Genomic DNA, 14644 nt, shown 5'->3' with positions numbered 1-14644 from the left:
CGTTGTGACTTGCGTATTCCGGAGTCGGCTCGTTCCATTAGATAGTTGTGTTGCAGGGGCCTTTTCAGCCTCGCCAGCACTTCGTTTGGCCCCGATTAAGCTAAATCGGGGGTATGGTCAAACAATCGTCGGTGTTCGCGCACGGCAAAATTGTCAGTCATCCCCGCCAGATAGTCGGCCACACGGCGCGCGCGCGACGGGATATCCAGCGTTTCGCAGCCCGATTGCCACTCGGGCGGCATGATCGACGGATCGGCAAAACAGGCATCGAAAAGGTCCTGCACAATTTTGTCCGCCGCCTGCCGACGCACCACCACGCTGTCATGGAAATAGAGGTTTTTGAACAAAAACCGCTTCAGCACCTTTTCCTCGTCACGCATCGTCGGCGAAAACGTCACCAGCGACCGGGACTGGTTATGAATATCGGCAAGGCTTTGCGGCTGCGTGACAGCAAGCCGACGCTGCGCCTCGGCAATCACATCCTCAACCATGATGGTGATCTGCCTGCGGACCAGTTCGTGGCCGGTGCGCACCGCATCGAGATTGGGATAGCGTCCGCGCACCACATCAAGCAGCCGCTTCGTCAGGGGCACTTCGTCCAGCGCGTCGAGCGTCAGCAGGCCCGCGCGCAGGCCGTCATCAATATCATGGGCATTATAGGCGATGTCGTCGGCAATCGCCGCGCATTGTGCCTCCAGGCTGGCAAAACGGCCCAATTCGAGATCGTAGCGTTCGTTGAAGTCCAGAATTGGCTGCGGCACTGGCTCATCCGAATGCACGGCATGCGGCCCGACCAGCGGACCATTATGCTTCACCAGACCTTCCAGCGTCTCCCAGGACAGGTTGAGACCGTCGAAATCCGCATAACGATGCTCAAGCTTGGTGACGATGCGCAGAGACTGGGCATTGTGATCGAAGCCGCCATAATCCTTCATGCGCTCGTTGAGCGCGTCCTCGCCGGTATGGCCAAAGGGCGTATGGCCGAAATCATGTACGAGTGCGACCGCTTCGGCGAGGTCTTCATCCAGCCGCAACGCACGGGCCAGCGCGCGCGCAATCTGCGCCACTTCAATCGTATGCGTCAGCCGCGTGCGGTAATGATCGCCCTCATGCGCAATAAAAACCTGCGTTTTGTGCTTCAAGCGACGGAAAGCGTTGGAATGGATGATGCGGTCGCGATCACGCTGGAACGGTGTGCGCGTCGGGCTTTCCGGTTCCAGCACCAGTCGTCCACGGCTTGAGGCCGGATCGCAGGCATAGGGCGCGCGTTCGCGATAACCAAAGCCTATTCCTTCCAGCGACATTGCGATGCATCCTTCACTGTAATATGATTACACCAAACATTGACTTCTATCGGTAGCGTTCATAGCTATCAGAGGAATATGAAGGCAAGTCTGCGATAATGGGCAGCAGGGGAAAATCACGCTCCAGCCCAGCAACTGCAAACGGATGAGACCGATGACAGGCATTACCGTTTCCGATTCCGCCGCAAAGCGGATCGCTAAAATTCTCAATTCCGAACCGGACAAGACCGCGCTGCGCGTTTCTGTCGAGGGTGGCGGCTGCTCCGGTTTTTCCTACAAATACGACCTCGTCGACGAACAGACCGACGACGACATCGTCATCGAAAAGCTCGGCGCGAAGGTGCTGATCGATTCGATCTCGGTTCCTTATATGGACGGCTCGGAAATCGATTTCGTTGACGATCTGATGGGACAATCGTTCCAGATCCGCAATCCGAATGCGACCGCCTCTTGCGGTTGTGGCACAAGCTTCGCGATTTAGACGGTCCAGAACGCACCGCATAAAAATAAACCGGCTGCCTCGTGGCAGCCGGTTTTGTTTTGTCAGACTTTCACCGAAGCGACCGTCGCATCGATATGGTCCACCAGCGCGTCGGGCAGACCAAGACGTCCAGCCAGCATATCGAGATAGCCACGTTCTGCCCGGCTATCGGGATCGATGGTCAAACGCGAGGCGGTGTAAAGCTCCACCTTCTGCTCTTCTGTTTGTGCGGCGGCGACCAGTGCGTCGAGATCGACGGGCTCTGCCAGTTCTTTCTGGAAAAAAGCTTCCGCATCGTCATCAAGCCCCGAAATCTGAAGCTTTTCCATGATGCGCGCGCGCTCCGCGTCGTCGATATGGCCGTCTGCCTTGGCGGCGGCGATCATGGCCTGGATCAGCGTCAGGGCAAAACTGTTGCTCATGGCTGGCGAATGCGGGTGAAAAGGAGAATCGGCGGGCGGCGGCGGAAGCAGTTCCTGCTCCTTTGCCACCGGCTGTTCCGCCGTTTGCGGCGATTGACCGGACTTGTAGTTCTTATAGGCCAGATAGCCCAGGCCGGCAATGGCCGCGATCCCGCCAACAGTGGCGACATTGCCTGCCAGCTTGCGGCCCGTCTTGGTGCCAAGAACCGCCGCGGCGATAGCGCCGGTCGCAAGCGGGTTCTTCTTGGCCAGATCACCCACCTGCCCGGCTCTGTCCTTCACGCTCCCCGACATGCCTGGTATTTGCGATCCCAAAAACTGGTCGAGAAGTTTCTTGGCGTCGAACATCGTCATCTCCTGTCTGGCTCCATTGAGTCCGAGATAGGAACGCGATGGCGACAATACAAATACAACCGGCATCGAAATATGCACTTGGCTGCAATTTCTGTGATGAGGTCTGCGCCGTGCTTGCCCTCACCCTTTCAAGCGCCTAATCATTGAGCCATGAAGATTGCTACGTGGAACATCAACGGCGTCAAGGCCCGCATCGAGAACCTTCAGCATTGGTTGAAGGAGTCTTCGCCCGATATTGCCTGCCTGCAGGAAATCAAGTCGGTGGACGAGCAGTTCCCCCGCCTTGAGCTTGAGGCGCTTGGCTATCACGTCGAGACCCATGGCCAGAAAGGCTTCAACGGAGTCGCACTTCTCTCCAAGAAGTCACCCGATCAGGTCAATCGCGGCCTGCCCGGTGATGACAGCGACGAACAGGCGCGTTTCATCGAAGGTGTGTATTCCACCGATAAAGGTGTCATCCGCGTCGTCTCACTCTACCTGCCGAACGGCAATCCAATCGATACCGAGAAATTTCCCTACAAGCTTTCGTGGATGCGGCGTCTGGAAGCCTGGGCAAAGGATCGTCTGGCGCTTGAGGAACCGCTTGTGCTGGCTGGCGACTATAATGTCATCCCCGAGCCGCAAGACGCGAAAAACCCGCAGGCATGGCTTGGCGACGCGCTGTTTCAGCCGCAATCACGGCAGGCGTTTCGCAAGCTCGAAAATCTCGGTTTTACCGACGCTATTCGAGCGGCGACCGACGATGACGGCATCTATTCATTCTGGGATTATCAGGCCGGTGCCTGGCAGAAAAACAACGGCATTCGCATCGATCATCTAATGCTCTCGCCGGAAGCGGCCAATCGTTTCGTATCGACCGATATTGAAAAACACGTTCGCGGCTGGGAAAAGCCATCCGACCACGTGCCGGTAACAGTCACGCTGTCGGTTTAAAAACGGAAAAGCTTAGAAAGACCCCTTGGTCGTCATATCGCTCGCAAGAGCCACAGCATTCCGGCGATCAGCTTCACCGACAATTGAGAAAGCCTGTTCCTGCATTTCGCGGATCCAGGTGCAATCCTCGGCGGCGCAACGCTCAGAGGCAGCCGTCATGAAAGCCAGCCCGCGCACGGTCTTGCCTGCCTGAAACAACATGTTTCCAAGCATGGCCTGAGCGCTGACATTGCCTTTATTCGCAGCCAGCTGGAACCAGCGCGCAGCCTGAACCGAATTGCGCTCTCCGCCCTCACCGGACAGAAGCATCTTGCCAAGTTCAAACTGGGCGGCAGAGTCACCGAAATTCGATGCAGCTTGCACGTAAAGATCGCGGGCGACACCAAGATTGGCGCGTACCGGCGAACCCGGAATGCCGCGTTTCACATAGCCAGCCAGCGCGACCAGCGCGTCAGCGACATAGGAATCGTTCTCGGAACCCGGTTCGGAACCCTCACGCACGATCTTTTCGAAAATCTTGTAGGCTTCGTAGTCATTTTCCGCCACGCCGTCGCCATCGGCATACATGCGCGCCAGTTTCCACTTTGCACCCTGATGACCACGCTCGGCGGCATAACGCAGCGCCTTGATCGCCTCGTCCTTGTGGCCGTTCTTATAGGCGGAGAAGCCGAACTTGAAGAGTTCAAACGGGCTGCGCGACTTTTCAGAATCGTCGTTCAGATCAAAAGCAAAGGCACTGTTGCAGGCGATGGCCAAACCAACAGCCATGGCGATAACAGGATATGAAAAACTACGACTACGCATCACAACGCCGGTCTTTCACAATAGTTGGCACAAATCGTGGAGAAAGATTTCATTACAGGCAGAATAGCCACGCTTTTCGTCAAGACTGAGACCCGATCTTGGCCGAAAAAAGCCTTACCATCATTGGAAGGAATCGGAGCGGCGGCGGCAAGGTTTCCCTTGCTTGCAATCGGTGTGCTCTGCAACAACGCGCTCTTGCTCATTCCTGCCTAATCCTGCGGGAGCCTTCGCTCCAGATTGTTTGACGGCTTTTGCCTTTCCTTGACGGATGATGTCCCTTTGTGGCGGGAAATAGGCAAAAATGACCGTAGTTCTTTCTAACCTAAAGTAACGGTAAAGACTGTTGCCGTTTGACAACAAACCGATTGTTGTTGATCCCTTTGAATATGCTCCCCATAGAACAGAACGCTGACGATTGTTTCCGTCTGAGGGCCGCATAAAATAGAACGCCTATGACACCGACGATTGGAACCAACCGGATCCCATGCGCAATTACAGACGCCCCTATCGGCGCCCCAACAGGCGAAACAACTCCGGCACCCGCAAAAGCGGAATGGGAGGTCTTCGCAGCATCATACTGACTTTATTGTTCTTTTCAGCTATCGTTATCGGCATTTCATACTTGCCGAATGAAAAGCGCCCGACCGAAACGCGCGATGGCTCGGTCTATGTCATAGATGGGGATACGGTAATCATAAACAAGGTGCATATTCGCCTGAAGGGTATCGACGCACCGGAGATGGCACAGAGCTGCGAGCGAAACGGCAATAGTTACGATTGCGGCAAGGAAGCTCGCAATTTCTTGCGGGCAAGAATCGGAAGGGCACCGATTCGCTGCGAGACCGAGGGCTTTGACCGTTATGGCCGCGACCTGGCGCGTTGTTATCTCGGAGAAACCGACCTCAATGGCTGGATGGTGCAGCAGGGTTGGGCGCTTGCCTATGGCGATTATGACCGCGAGGAAGCAGACGCCCGCCGCAACAACCGCGGCATGTGGGCAGGGCGTTTCGAGAAGCCCTCGTCATGGCGGAAGGAAAATCCGCGCGAGGATAAGGATGCGCAGACGGGGAGCAAGACCTCATCGCTGGACCGCAATAGTATCGACGCTTTCGTTCGCTATATTAAGGAGCGTATCGCCGCCTTCATCGACCGTTTCCAATGACGACATCCCGAAATCCGGAGCGAAGCTTCGTGGAAGACCTGATCACGCTCAGCCAATCGATCAAAGCCTGCCGCATCTGCCGCGATGAGCCGCTGTTTCAGCCACCGCTGCCACATGAGCCCAATCCTGTCTGTATTGTCTCCAATACGGCACGTGTCGCGATCTGCGGTCAGGCACCGGGTATCCGCGTGCACAATACGTCCCTGCCCTTTAACGATCCTTCCGGCGACCGCCTGCGGCAATGGCTTGGAACGACCCGTGAGGAGTTTTATGATCCGGCCCGGTTTGCCATCGTGCCCATGGGCTTCTGCTTTCCCGGCTATGACAAGCATGGCGGCGACCTGCCCCCGCGCCGCGAATGCCGCATGACTTGGCATGACCGGGTCTTTGCTTCCATGCCGCAATTGGAGTTCGTTCTGGTGGTGGGGCAATATGCGCTGGCCTACCACTTGCCCGACTATCGCGGACGCAACCTGACCGAAACAGTGAAAAACTGGCGTCATTTCATTGAAACGCCCAACAAGGCAGGACGGATCGTGCTTCCGCTGCCTCATCCTTCCTGGCGAAACAGCGGCTGGCTGAAACGCAATCCATGGTTCGATGAAGAGGTTGTGCCTATTGTTCAGGCAAAAGTGCGAAGCCTCATTTGCGACGATAAATAAATTTTACTGGATTGGTTCTCATAAGAATATTTTTCCTGTAACTTCTGCCGATAGCACATCATAAGGTATGACGTTTCGCACACTCGTAAAGTTCGGGAAACGATTTCTAAAACCGGGAACGGAAACGCATGGACAGGCTCGACAGAAAAATACTGCGCTTATTGCAGGAAGACGCAACATTGGCAGTGGCAGACGTTGCCAAGAAGGTTGGCCTTTCCACCACGCCTTGCTGGCGTCGTATCCAGAAGCTTGAAGAAGATGGTGTCATCAAGCGCCGTGTGGCGATCCTCGACCCGATCCGCGTCAATGCGCGTGTGACGGTGTTCGTATCGGTGCGCACCAGCTCGCACAGCCATGAATGGCTGAAGCGCTTCTCGGAAGTGGTGCAGGAGTTCCCCGAGGTTATCGAATTCTACCGCATGAGCGGCGATGTCGATTATCTCCTGCGTGTCGCTGTGCCAGATATTGCGGCCTATGACGCCTTCTACAAGCGCCTCATCAGCAAGATCGAAATTCGCGACGTGTCGTCATCCTTCGCGATGGAGCAGATCAAGTACACGACCGAGCTGCCGCTCGACTACATGGTGCTGGATAAGGAAAATAATTGACCTTCCAGTCTTTGAAATGAAAATGAAAAGCCCGGCAGTGCCGGGCTTTTTGTTGTTGTTAGTGCTTCGCGGAGGCTACACCGGCCTGCTCGAAGGTTGCCATGCCGCTATGGCATTGTGCAGCCGCCTTGACGATGCTGGCCGCGAGTGCGGCGCCCGTTCCCTCTCCCAAACGCATGCCGAGATCGAGAAGCGGCTCCTTGCCAAGCTTTGCCAGCAGCAGACGATGCCCCGGCTCAGCCGACACGTGGCCGAACAGGCAGTGATCAATTGCTTCTGGATTTGCCGCATAGAGTATCGCAGCAGCCGAAGAGGCGACGAAACCGTCAATGATGACCGGGATTTTTTCCATGCGAGCGGCCAGAATGGCGCCTGCCATGGCTGCAATTTCACGCCCGCCGAGGCGGCGCAGCACTTCAAGCGGATCTTTCAGATGCGCCTGATGCAACGCAACCGCCTGACGAACGGCTGCAAGTTTGCGCTGCAACAGATCGCCCGTAGAACCTGTGCCCGGCCCCACCCAGTCTTCCGCCGTGCCACCAAACAAAGCGAGCGCGATAGCCGCCGCAATGGTCGTGTTGCCGATACCCATTTCACCGATGCAGAGAAGATCGGTGCCGCCGGCAATCGCCTCCATGCCGAAAGCCATGGTCGCCGCGCAGGTGCGCTCATCCATGGCCGGTTCTTCGGTGATGTCTGCCGTCGGATGCTCCAGCGCCAGATCGAAAACCTTCAGGCCCAGATCATTGGCAATGCAGATCTGGTTGATAGCCGCACCACCTGCCGCAAAATTCTCAACCATCTGCGCCGTGACGCTCGACGGAAATGGCGTAATGTTCTTTGCCGTGACACCGTGATTGCCAGCAAACACCGCGACCAGCGGGCGGTTGATCTGCGGCGTGCGCTTTCCGGTCCATGCGGCGAGCCAGGCTGCGATGTCTTCAAGACGCCCCAGCGAACCGGCAGGCTTGGTCAGAGTTACCTCGCGCTCGCGCACGGCCCTTTCCGCACCCAGATCGGGACCGGGCAGATTGCGGATCAGTTCACGAAAATCGTCAAAAGGAAGGCCACTGGCGCTCATATCGTTCAGTCCAATCGATCATGGGAGATGCAAATCTGTTTGGCACGTCCTATAAGCACTGACACAATTTTTCAAATCACCTCTTCGAGCCAATGGCCCTTGAGGCGAAATATCGCGAGCCCCGAACCCTTCTTTGGGCGATAAAGTGTTGCGGAGCAGTCGTTTGCAGAAAAATGGTTTCATAGGCGATACAATCCGGTCGCTCGGCTTTCTGAGCCGTCTGCCGCTTCCGCGAAGCTGGTTTGAAAACACGGACGATTCGCTATTGCGCAATGCACGCGCCTTCCCGCTTGCCGGTGCTGTGCTGGGCTTGCTTGCAGGCATCGCGCTGATGGTCGCCAATTCACTGCATCTGCCGGCCCTCGCCTGCGGATTTATTGCCGTTGGCACGCTGGCAGCCATGACCGGCGCGCTGCACGAAGACGGGCTTGGCGATACCGCCGATGGCTTCTTCGGCGGCGCAACGCCGAACCGTCGGCTCGATATCATGAAGGATTCGCGCATCGGCACGTTTGCCGCCCTCACGCTCATCACGTGGGTGGGCATCAAGGCTTCGCTTCTGGCCGCTATTATAGAGCGCGCAGGCCCCGGCTATGCATTGCTTGCTCTCATCGCCTGCGAAGCGGCGAGCCGTTCGGCCATGCTCGCCTTCTGGCATAGCCTGCCCTCCGCCCGCCCCGGCGGGCTTGCGGACAGCGTTGGTGCGCCAAGTTGGGAAACGGTCGTTTGCGGCGCGGCGCTGGGTTTCGTTATTCTGGCGGCGGGGCTGATCCCTTCAGGCGGCGTCCCGTCCGTCATCAATGCGCTTGTTCTTGTGACGCTGCTGCTTGTCGGTTTCGCCCGGCTGTGCATGTCGAAAATCGGCGGGCAGACGGGCGATACTTTGGGCGCTGCGCAACAAATCGCGTCGCTTGCGGTGTTGATCGGGCTTGTCATGGCCCTGTAATGCAACCACATTTCACGCATGAACACGGCGACAATCAAATCACCCTGCATATTGATATGCACGATGGACGCAGAAACCGGCTTTTGTCTCGGTTGCGCGCGCACGCTTGATGAAATCACGCGCTGGTCCCGGATGAGCGCCGAAGAGCAGATCACGGTGCTATCGCTTCTGCCCGACCGGCATGAAATTCTCATTGAAAAGAAAGTAGGCTGATGGGGCGTTTCTTCTGGCTCGTTATTGCCGCTGTCGCAATTGTCGCTCTGCTGCTGATGTCCAATAATGACAGCGGCACCACGATGGGGCTCGACAATGATGTCTTCGCCCGCGCAGCCTATCTTGGCATATGGGGCGTGGTTCTCGCCGCCGGTCTGCTCGGCTCCGGCATCAAGCTTTCGGATTTCGCACGTAATATGGCGGTCTGGGCGGTGATTATTCTCGGTCTCGTTGCAGGCTATCAGTACCGCTACGACCTTCAGGATGCTGCCAGCCGAATTACCGCAGGCCTTATTCCCGGCAGCCCGATTTCCGGACGAAACGCCGAAGGGTCGCTGACCGTCACACTCGCCAAAGCCGCCAATGGCCATTTCGAAGTGAATGGTCGCGTCAACGGCGCGCGCGTGCATTTTCTGGTCGATACGGGCGCATCTTCCGTCGTGCTCTCACAGCAAGACGCGGAGCGCGCGGGTCTGGATACCGCGTCGCTCAACTATAATGTGCCAGTGATGACAGCCAATGGCACCGCTTCCGCCGCCAGCATCACTATCGCGAATTTGCAAATCGGCGACATCGAACGCCAAAATATTCGCGCCATGGTCACCAAGGAAGGCCTCATGACTGGCAGTCTGCTTGGTATGAATTTCCTGCAAACGCTTGGCGGTTTCACGGTGCGTGGCGACCAGCTGATCCTGATTGATTAAGCCGCTTCGGCACTGGCTTCGGTTACAGCAGCATAGGCTTCACGCAGCACAGCGCTGGTAGCACCCGGCTTCGTCGCGTCGGTGGACAACATCTGACGCCAGCGGCGCGCGCCCGGCAGGCCGCTGAACAGGCCCACCATATGGCGACTGACATGGGAAAGCCTGCCACCTGATGCGATATGCCGGTCGGTATAGTCGCACATGGCTTCGATAATATCCGCCATTTCAACCGCGACAGGTTCATCGCCAAACAGACGGGCATCCACTTCAGCCAACAAAGCGGGATTGTGATAGGCAGCGCGTCCGAGCATCACACCATCCATCTGTTCCAGATGCGTTTTGGCTTCATCAAGCGTGGTAATACCGCCGTTGATACCGACGAAAACATCGCCAAGACGCTGCTGCAGGCGATAGACACGATCATAATCCAGCGGCGGAATTTCGCGGTTTTCCTTCGGTGACAGCCCTTTCAGCCACGCCTTGCGTGCATGCACCCACAAGGCGTCGGCGCCTGCGGCAAGCGCCAGATCGACCAGCGCATCGAGCGCCACTTCCGGGTCCTGATCATCGACGCCGATACGACACTTGACCGTGACCGGCACGGAAACAGCCGCCTTCATCGCTTCGACACAGCGCGCCACGACTTCGGGCGTCTGCATCAGGCAAGCGCCGAACGTGCCCGACTGGACGCGATCCGATGGGCAGCCGACATTGAGGTTGATCTCGTCATATCCAAAGCCGATCCCGATCTTTGCCGCTTCTGCAAGCTTCACCGGATCGGACCCACCGAGCTGCAAGGCGATTGGATGTTCTGCCGCATCAAAACCGAGCAGACGATCGCGCGGACCATGGATCGCCGCATCCGCCACAACCATTTCCGTATAAAGCAAAGCGCGCTTCGAAAAGAGCCGGTGAAGATACCTGCAATGTCTGTCAGACCAATCGATCATCGGCGCAACGGCGAAGCGATAGTCCGGATAGTTGCGATTTTTCGACGGTACATCAGTCATTTAGGCATAAATCCTGAGAAGGCGATTCATGGAGCATTTCAGAACAATCGGCTCGATTGCAGGTAATGAGGTCCCAATCTGGCACTCGAACGGCGCAAAAAGCCACACTTGCGCAAAATGTTCAAGTTTTGCGGGTTGGGTTTCGCTTTGCACCTATATAGGAGTTTATCGCGTTCAACGCCAACCAGCGCCGTTATATGCCAAAGACTGTGACTTTGGTCGCATTTGCGCATTATGATCGCGTACTAAAGCATTTCTTCCGATTCTTTTCTCATTCATTCAAGGAAATCCGGCGTGACCTCCCTTTCTCCCTTCGGCAAAACCTTCGATGCCTTCCTGTTTGACATGGACGGCACGATCCTGAGTTCCATCGCCGCGACCGAACGCGTCTGGGGAGAATGGGCCAAGCGTCATGGGATCGATCCGGTTACATTTCTGCCGACCATTCATGGCGTACGCGCAGTCGATACCGTTCGCCGCCTTGATCTCGGCCTTGACCCCGATCAGGAAGCGGCGATCCTGCTGGAAGCTGAAATGGCCGATCTGGATGGTATCGTTCCGATCGACGGTGTCTGCGATTTTCTGAAGGCCCTACCGGAAGATCGCTGGGCGATTGTCACATCCGCCCCGCTTGAGCTGGCCCGACGCCGCATCAAGGCAGCCGGACTGCCGCTGCCGAAAACCATTGTTTCGGCAGAAGATGTCGAGCGCGGCAAGCCGAGCCCCGAATGCTTCCAGCTCGGCGCAAAGAAGCTTGGTTTCGATCCACATCGCTGTCTGGTGTTCGAAGACGCTCCGGCTGGCATCGTCGCAGGCGAATCGGCTGGCGCTTGCGTGGTGGTCGTCACGGCAACGCATCCCCATTCACCGCAGACCTCGCATCGCAGCATAAACAGCTATCGCGAGTTCGAGTTGAACGTGGCCGATGACGGCAAGCTTAGCCTTGCCGCAGCAGAGCCGATGCCGGTTGGGTAAAGATTACATCCGGCAGGATCAGATAACACGTTTCCCCTCGCGCCAAACAGTCTTGATAATCGGCACATGGTCGGCCACCTGAAGGCGTACCAGATCGGCGCGCTTGCCTTCGGCAATTTCGCCGCGATCATCGAGACCCACAGCCTGCGCGGGATTCTTCGAAACCAGACGAATAGCCTGCGGAAGTGAAATTCCATCAAGCACATCGGCCAGAAAGAATGCCGACTGCATCATGCTGGCCGGAATATAATCCGACGAGATGATGTCGAGATGCCCGGCTTCAACCAGCTCGCGTGCGGACACGTTGCCCGAATGCGAGCCACCGCGAACCACATTCGGTGCGCCCATCAGCACCGACATGCCAGATTCTTTCGACGCTCTGGCCGCGGCATGAGTGGTCGGAAACTCGGCCACGCGAATGCCCTGTTCGCGCGCTTCGGCAACGTGATCCAACGTTGCATCGTCATGACTTGCGAGGATCACGCCGCGCTCGTGGCACAGATCGGCAATCGCCTTGCGGGTCGTGGCGGAATATTGCTGCGACTGGCCGATGCGGCGCTCGCAGTAAATCCGAAACTCTTCTTCCGACAGCTTGTTCTTGCCCAGGAAGTAGGCCTTGTAGGCGTCAAGATTGGTGAATTGGCGCTGTCCGGGCGCGTGATCCATCAGCGAGACCAGCCTGATCAACGGATGACTGCCGAAGCGTTCAAAGGCCGAAAGACAATCCGGCGCGGAAACTTCGCAACGCATGTGCAGGAAATGGTCGGCACGCAGCCGTCCCGCCGCACGACCTTCCGCTATTGCCGTGGAAAGCTTGAGCATATCATCGATGCCGGTTGGCGCATCATCATCCAGACCTATGCGCAAGGCGTCGAATACGGTGGTGATGCCGGAAGCAGCAATCTGCGCATCATGCGCCTGCACGGCGGCAATCGGGTTCCAGCGCACTTTCGGGCGCGGTGCATAATGCCCTTCCAGATGATCGGTGTGCAATTCGATCAGCCCCGGCGTCAGGAAGTCGCCTTCCATATCCTCGCCGACCGCTGACGGACCGCTGGCAATGTCTGCGATTTTACCGTCGACGAGCTTGATTGATCCGTCGATAACATCGTCTGCGAGAACGATACGCGCGTTGCGCAGGATAGTTTCATTGGTCATCGCTTACGGCCTCCCCACTGCCCGCTGGGTGCGCGTCTTCGTGGTTCCGCCTGTCAGCGGATGCAGCGAATGGATCTCGAAGGGCGCGCCCTTCTCAGGTTCCACAAACAGAGCGAGATTCGCAACCTCGACCGGGTCGTTCAGCAATGGCGCAAAGAATTCTTCCAGCCTGCGCTCGATCCTGGCGCGGTCACCTTCCGCGACAGGACCCGTGAGCGTCATATGGAAACGGAACTCTTCAAAAACGTATGGATAGCCCCAGCGCTCCAGATTGTGACGCTGCGCTTCGCTCAGGCGTTCAGGGCGGCGCTTGGCAATTTCAGCTTCGTTGAGCGGCGCGCGGAAGCGGTCCAGCGCGACGACAACATCATTGGCGAGTTGGTTCAATGCTGTGACAGGTTCATGCGGCACCAGCGCGAAGAACGGCCCGATGGCCTGAAGCTTCAGGCGTGGAATGACGACCGGCTCGACCGACGAGGCAAAATGCATCAATGCGGACAGGAGTTCGCTTTCCGTCTGATTGTCGTTCAGGCGAAACGGCGCTTTCATCGTGGCGTGGAAACCGTAACGACGCGGCTCTTCAGTCAGCGATGCGATCTCTTCCGTGCCAAGGGAGCGAATCGCCGGCAGCTTGACAGGCTCTCCGCTAAAGGCGTTGCGCCCCAGCCAATTGGCCGCAACCTTCAAAAGCGCATCGCTGGAAGGCGGCGTGAAATAGATTGCATAACGCATTTCAAATCCTTGGTCTGTAACGGTGTCTCACCCCAGCACGGCGCGGGATCGTTACACAACGAATGTGGCAAGTCGATAAAGCCTGTATGACAATGATGGAAGACAACTGACAAAGCGATTTTACATCACAGAAAATTGGTATAGGCGTCTGTAATCGATTTGAGGAGAAAAAGATGAGCGGTTTCGCGTCTATCGGTGAGTGCATGATTGAACTTTCGGGCGGCGAAGGCGACCAGTGGCGCATGGGTTTTGCTGGCGATACGCTGAACACCGCATGGTATGTTCGCGCGCTGACAGACAGAGCGTTTCCGGTCGACTATGTGAGCGCATTCGGCGAAGACAATTTCTCGCAGAAACAGCGCGTTTTCTTTTCGTCCAACGGCATCGGCATTGCCCATAGCCCGGTGATTGCCGGTGTGCATCCGGGCCTTTATGCGATCACGCTGAGCGGTGCGGAACGGTCCTTCACCTATTGGCGCAGCGATGCCGCTGCGCGCCGTCTGGCCAGCGACAGAGCCGCGCTAGAGCAAAGCCTTTCCGGGCGCGACATCATCTATTTTTCCGGTATTTCGATCGCCATCGTCCTGCCGGAACATCGCGAAACCTTTTTCGACGTGCTGCGGCAATGCCGCGCTGCCGGATCGCGGATCGCTTTCGATCCGAATTTCCGTCATCAACTCTGGCCGGATCGCAAGGCAGCGCAGGAGATCATCAGAGAAGCGATGCGCCTTGCCGATATCGCTCTGCCGACCTTCCCGGATGAACAGGCGCTTTTCGGCGACACCAATGCCGAGGCCTGCGCCGAGCGCCTCATCAGCCTTGGCGTGAAGGAAGTTGTCGTCAAGGACGGCACCGAACCCGCCCTGGTTGCAGCGGGTGGCGAACAGACACTGGTTCCTGCCGTTTTCGCCAATGCCGTGGACACGACCGGCGCTGGCGACAGCTTCAACGGTGCCTATCTTGTCGCGCGCATGGAACGGCTTTCACCCGTCGAAGCCGCGCAGAAGGCCCATGCCGTCGCGGCCCGGGTGGTGGAAACGCGCGGCGCGCTCACGCCCATGGAAACAGCGCGCGCCGCTTATGCCGGATAGCATC

18 protein-coding genes are annotated in these 14644 nt (G+C 57.3%); 10 read left to right on the top strand and 8 right to left on the bottom strand.

Annotation, left to right across the window (positions count from 1 at the left end):
* Positions 1-95: 95 nt before the first annotated feature.
* Positions 96-1304 carry a deoxyguanosinetriphosphate triphosphohydrolase gene (locus tag ABWW11_RS06155; RefSeq protein ID WP_109368854.1) on the bottom strand — a complete coding sequence of 403 codons (1209 nt, stop codon included), beginning with the start codon at positions 1302-1304 and terminating at the stop codon, positions 96-98.
* 154 nt (positions 1305-1458) lie between these two features.
* On the opposite strand from ABWW11_RS06155, the gene erpA reads away from it, so the two are divergent.
* Positions 1459-1785: an iron-sulfur cluster insertion protein ErpA gene (gene erpA, locus ABWW11_RS06150; protein WP_078338486.1), complete on the top strand. Its 327-nt coding sequence runs from the start codon at positions 1459-1461 to the stop codon at positions 1783-1785.
* 62 nt (positions 1786-1847) lie between these two features.
* On the opposite strand, the gene ABWW11_RS06145 is transcribed toward erpA, so the two are convergent.
* Positions 1848-2555, bottom strand: a complete 708-nt coding sequence (locus ABWW11_RS06145; RefSeq protein ID WP_109368853.1) for a tellurite resistance TerB family protein — start codon at positions 2553-2555, stop codon at positions 1848-1850.
* A 156-nt stretch (positions 2556-2711) separates the two neighbouring features.
* On the opposite strand from ABWW11_RS06145, the gene xth reads away from it, so the two are divergent.
* The gene (gene xth, locus ABWW11_RS06140; RefSeq protein WP_109368852.1) at positions 2712-3494 is read left to right on the top strand and encodes an exodeoxyribonuclease III; all 783 of its coding nucleotides are present in this window, start codon (positions 2712-2714) and stop codon (positions 3492-3494) included.
* A gap of 12 nt (positions 3495-3506) precedes the next feature.
* Here the strand turns inward: xth and ABWW11_RS06135 are convergent, their stop codons facing one another.
* Positions 3507-4298, bottom strand: a complete 792-nt coding sequence (locus tag ABWW11_RS06135; protein WP_109368851.1) for a tetratricopeptide repeat protein — start codon at positions 4296-4298, stop codon at positions 3507-3509.
* Entirely contained in the window at positions 4298-4501 is a 204-nt protein-coding gene (locus tag ABWW11_RS06130) for a hypothetical protein (protein WP_109368850.1), read from the bottom strand. The genes ABWW11_RS06135 and ABWW11_RS06130 overlap by 1 nt, the downstream gene beginning before the upstream one ends.
* A gap of 350 nt (positions 4502-4851) precedes the next feature.
* On the opposite strand from ABWW11_RS06130, the gene ABWW11_RS06125 reads away from it, so the two are divergent.
* From ABWW11_RS06125 to ABWW11_RS06115, 3 genes are all read left to right on the top strand, one after another.
* On the top strand, positions 4852-5460 hold the full coding sequence (locus ABWW11_RS06125) for a thermonuclease family protein (RefSeq protein WP_319080309.1): 609 nt from the start codon (positions 4852-4854) through the stop codon (positions 5458-5460).
* Positions 5457-6122, top strand: coding sequence for a uracil-DNA glycosylase family protein (locus tag ABWW11_RS06120; RefSeq protein WP_319080310.1), 666 nt, complete (start codon positions 5457-5459; stop codon positions 6120-6122). Before ABWW11_RS06125 ends, ABWW11_RS06120 begins: the two co-directional genes overlap by 4 nt.
* A 128-nt stretch (positions 6123-6250) precedes the next feature.
* Complete coding sequence (locus ABWW11_RS06115) at positions 6251-6730, top strand: Lrp/AsnC family transcriptional regulator (RefSeq protein WP_078338480.1); 480 nt, start codon at positions 6251-6253, stop codon at positions 6728-6730.
* A 58-nt stretch (positions 6731-6788) separates the two neighbouring features.
* On the opposite strand, the gene cobT is transcribed toward ABWW11_RS06115, so the two are convergent.
* A complete protein-coding gene (cobT, locus tag ABWW11_RS06110; RefSeq protein ID WP_078338479.1) occupies positions 6789-7811 on the bottom strand; it encodes a nicotinate-nucleotide--dimethylbenzimidazole phosphoribosyltransferase in 1023 nt (340 codons plus the stop codon).
* A 163-nt stretch (positions 7812-7974) separates the two neighbouring features.
* Here cobT and ABWW11_RS06105 point away from each other — a divergent pair, with 163 nt between their 5' ends.
* From ABWW11_RS06105 to ABWW11_RS06095, 3 genes are read left to right on the top strand one after another with little or no spacing between them, the layout of a single operon-like run.
* Positions 7975-8757, top strand: coding sequence for an adenosylcobinamide-GDP ribazoletransferase (locus tag ABWW11_RS06105; RefSeq protein WP_319080311.1), 783 nt, complete (start codon positions 7975-7977; stop codon positions 8755-8757).
* Positions 8758-8775: 18 nt separating this feature from the next.
* On the top strand, positions 8776-8970 hold the full coding sequence (locus ABWW11_RS06100; protein WP_121535934.1) for a DUF1289 domain-containing protein: 195 nt from the start codon (positions 8776-8778) through the stop codon (positions 8968-8970).
* Positions 8970-9674, top strand: a complete 705-nt coding sequence (locus ABWW11_RS06095) for a TIGR02281 family clan AA aspartic protease (RefSeq protein WP_121535931.1) — start codon at positions 8970-8972, stop codon at positions 9672-9674. Before ABWW11_RS06100 ends, ABWW11_RS06095 begins: the two co-directional genes overlap by 1 nt.
* Here ABWW11_RS06095 and dusA read toward each other — a convergent pair.
* Positions 9671-10684 (bottom strand): tRNA dihydrouridine(20/20a) synthase DusA, encoded by a 1014-nt coding sequence (dusA, locus tag ABWW11_RS06090; protein WP_121535928.1) that lies wholly within the window; start codon positions 10682-10684, stop codon positions 9671-9673. The genes ABWW11_RS06095 and dusA overlap by 4 nt on opposite strands.
* Positions 10685-10978: 294 nt before the next feature.
* Between dusA and ABWW11_RS06085 the strand changes: the two genes are divergently transcribed.
* Entirely contained in the window at positions 10979-11659 is a 681-nt protein-coding gene (locus tag ABWW11_RS06085) for an HAD family hydrolase (protein ID WP_121535925.1), read from the top strand.
* A gap of 18 nt (positions 11660-11677) precedes the next feature.
* Here ABWW11_RS06085 and ABWW11_RS06080 read toward each other — a convergent pair whose 3' ends face one another.
* Entirely contained in the window at positions 11678-12817 is a 1140-nt protein-coding gene (locus ABWW11_RS06080; protein ID WP_121535922.1) for an alpha-D-ribose 1-methylphosphonate 5-triphosphate diphosphatase, read from the bottom strand.
* Positions 12818-12820: 3 nt separating this feature from the next.
* Complete coding sequence (locus ABWW11_RS06075; protein ID WP_121535919.1) at positions 12821-13549, bottom strand: DUF1045 domain-containing protein; 729 nt, start codon at positions 13547-13549, stop codon at positions 12821-12823.
* A gap of 173 nt (positions 13550-13722) precedes the next feature.
* Between ABWW11_RS06075 and ABWW11_RS06070 the strand changes: the two genes are divergently transcribed.
* Positions 13723-14640, top strand: a complete 918-nt coding sequence (locus ABWW11_RS06070; protein WP_319080312.1) for a sugar kinase — start codon at positions 13723-13725, stop codon at positions 14638-14640.
* Positions 14641-14644 lie beyond the last annotated feature (4 nt).

Origin of the sequence: Brucella sp. NBRC 113783, from assembly GCF_040372265.1 — a bacterium.
Lineage (GTDB): Bacteria > Pseudomonadota > Alphaproteobacteria > Rhizobiales > Rhizobiaceae > Brucella > Brucella teleogrylli.
This window is presented reverse-complemented; position numbering and strand designations above follow the sequence as displayed.

What these genes read in the sequence shown, in the direction of transcription:
- ABWW11_RS06145 (WP_109368853.1), bottom strand. Translation starts at nt 2,555, where the DNA reads ATGTTCGACGCCAAGAAACTTCTCGACCAGTTTTTGGGATCGCAAATA.
- ABWW11_RS06155 (WP_109368854.1), bottom strand. Translation starts at nt 1,304, where the DNA reads ATGTCGCTGGAAGGAATAGGCTTTGGTTATCGCGAACGCGCGCCCTAT.
- ABWW11_RS06080 (WP_121535922.1), bottom strand. Translation starts at nt 12,817, where the DNA reads ATGACCAATGAAACTATCCTGCGCAACGCGCGTATCGTTCTCGCAGAC.
- ABWW11_RS06100 (WP_121535934.1), top strand. Translation starts at nt 8,776, where the DNA reads ATGAACACGGCGACAATCAAATCACCCTGCATATTGATATGCACGATG.
- ABWW11_RS06115 (WP_078338480.1), top strand. Translation starts at nt 6,251, where the DNA reads ATGGACAGGCTCGACAGAAAAATACTGCGCTTATTGCAGGAAGACGCA.
- ABWW11_RS06095 (WP_121535931.1), top strand. Translation starts at nt 8,970, where the DNA reads ATGGGGCGTTTCTTCTGGCTCGTTATTGCCGCTGTCGCAATTGTCGCT.
- xth (WP_109368852.1), top strand. Translation starts at nt 2,712, where the DNA reads ATGAAGATTGCTACGTGGAACATCAACGGCGTCAAGGCCCGCATCGAG.
- ABWW11_RS06075 (WP_121535919.1), bottom strand. Translation starts at nt 13,549, where the DNA reads ATGCGTTATGCAATCTATTTCACGCCGCCTTCCAGCGATGCGCTTTTG.
- erpA (WP_078338486.1), top strand. Translation starts at nt 1,459, where the DNA reads ATGACAGGCATTACCGTTTCCGATTCCGCCGCAAAGCGGATCGCTAAA.
- ABWW11_RS06130 (WP_109368850.1), bottom strand. Translation starts at nt 4,501, where the DNA reads ATGAGCAAGAGCGCGTTGTTGCAGAGCACACCGATTGCAAGCAAGGGA.
- ABWW11_RS06135 (WP_109368851.1), bottom strand. Translation starts at nt 4,298, where the DNA reads ATGCGTAGTCGTAGTTTTTCATATCCTGTTATCGCCATGGCTGTTGGT.
- ABWW11_RS06120 (WP_319080310.1), top strand. Translation starts at nt 5,457, where the DNA reads ATGACGACATCCCGAAATCCGGAGCGAAGCTTCGTGGAAGACCTGATC.
- cobT (WP_078338479.1), bottom strand. Translation starts at nt 7,811, where the DNA reads ATGAGCGCCAGTGGCCTTCCTTTTGACGATTTTCGTGAACTGATCCGC.
- dusA (WP_121535928.1), bottom strand. Translation starts at nt 10,684, where the DNA reads ATGACTGATGTACCGTCGAAAAATCGCAACTATCCGGACTATCGCTTC.
- ABWW11_RS06070 (WP_319080312.1), top strand. Translation starts at nt 13,723, where the DNA reads ATGAGCGGTTTCGCGTCTATCGGTGAGTGCATGATTGAACTTTCGGGC.
- ABWW11_RS06125 (WP_319080309.1), top strand. Translation starts at nt 4,852, where the DNA reads ATGGGAGGTCTTCGCAGCATCATACTGACTTTATTGTTCTTTTCAGCT.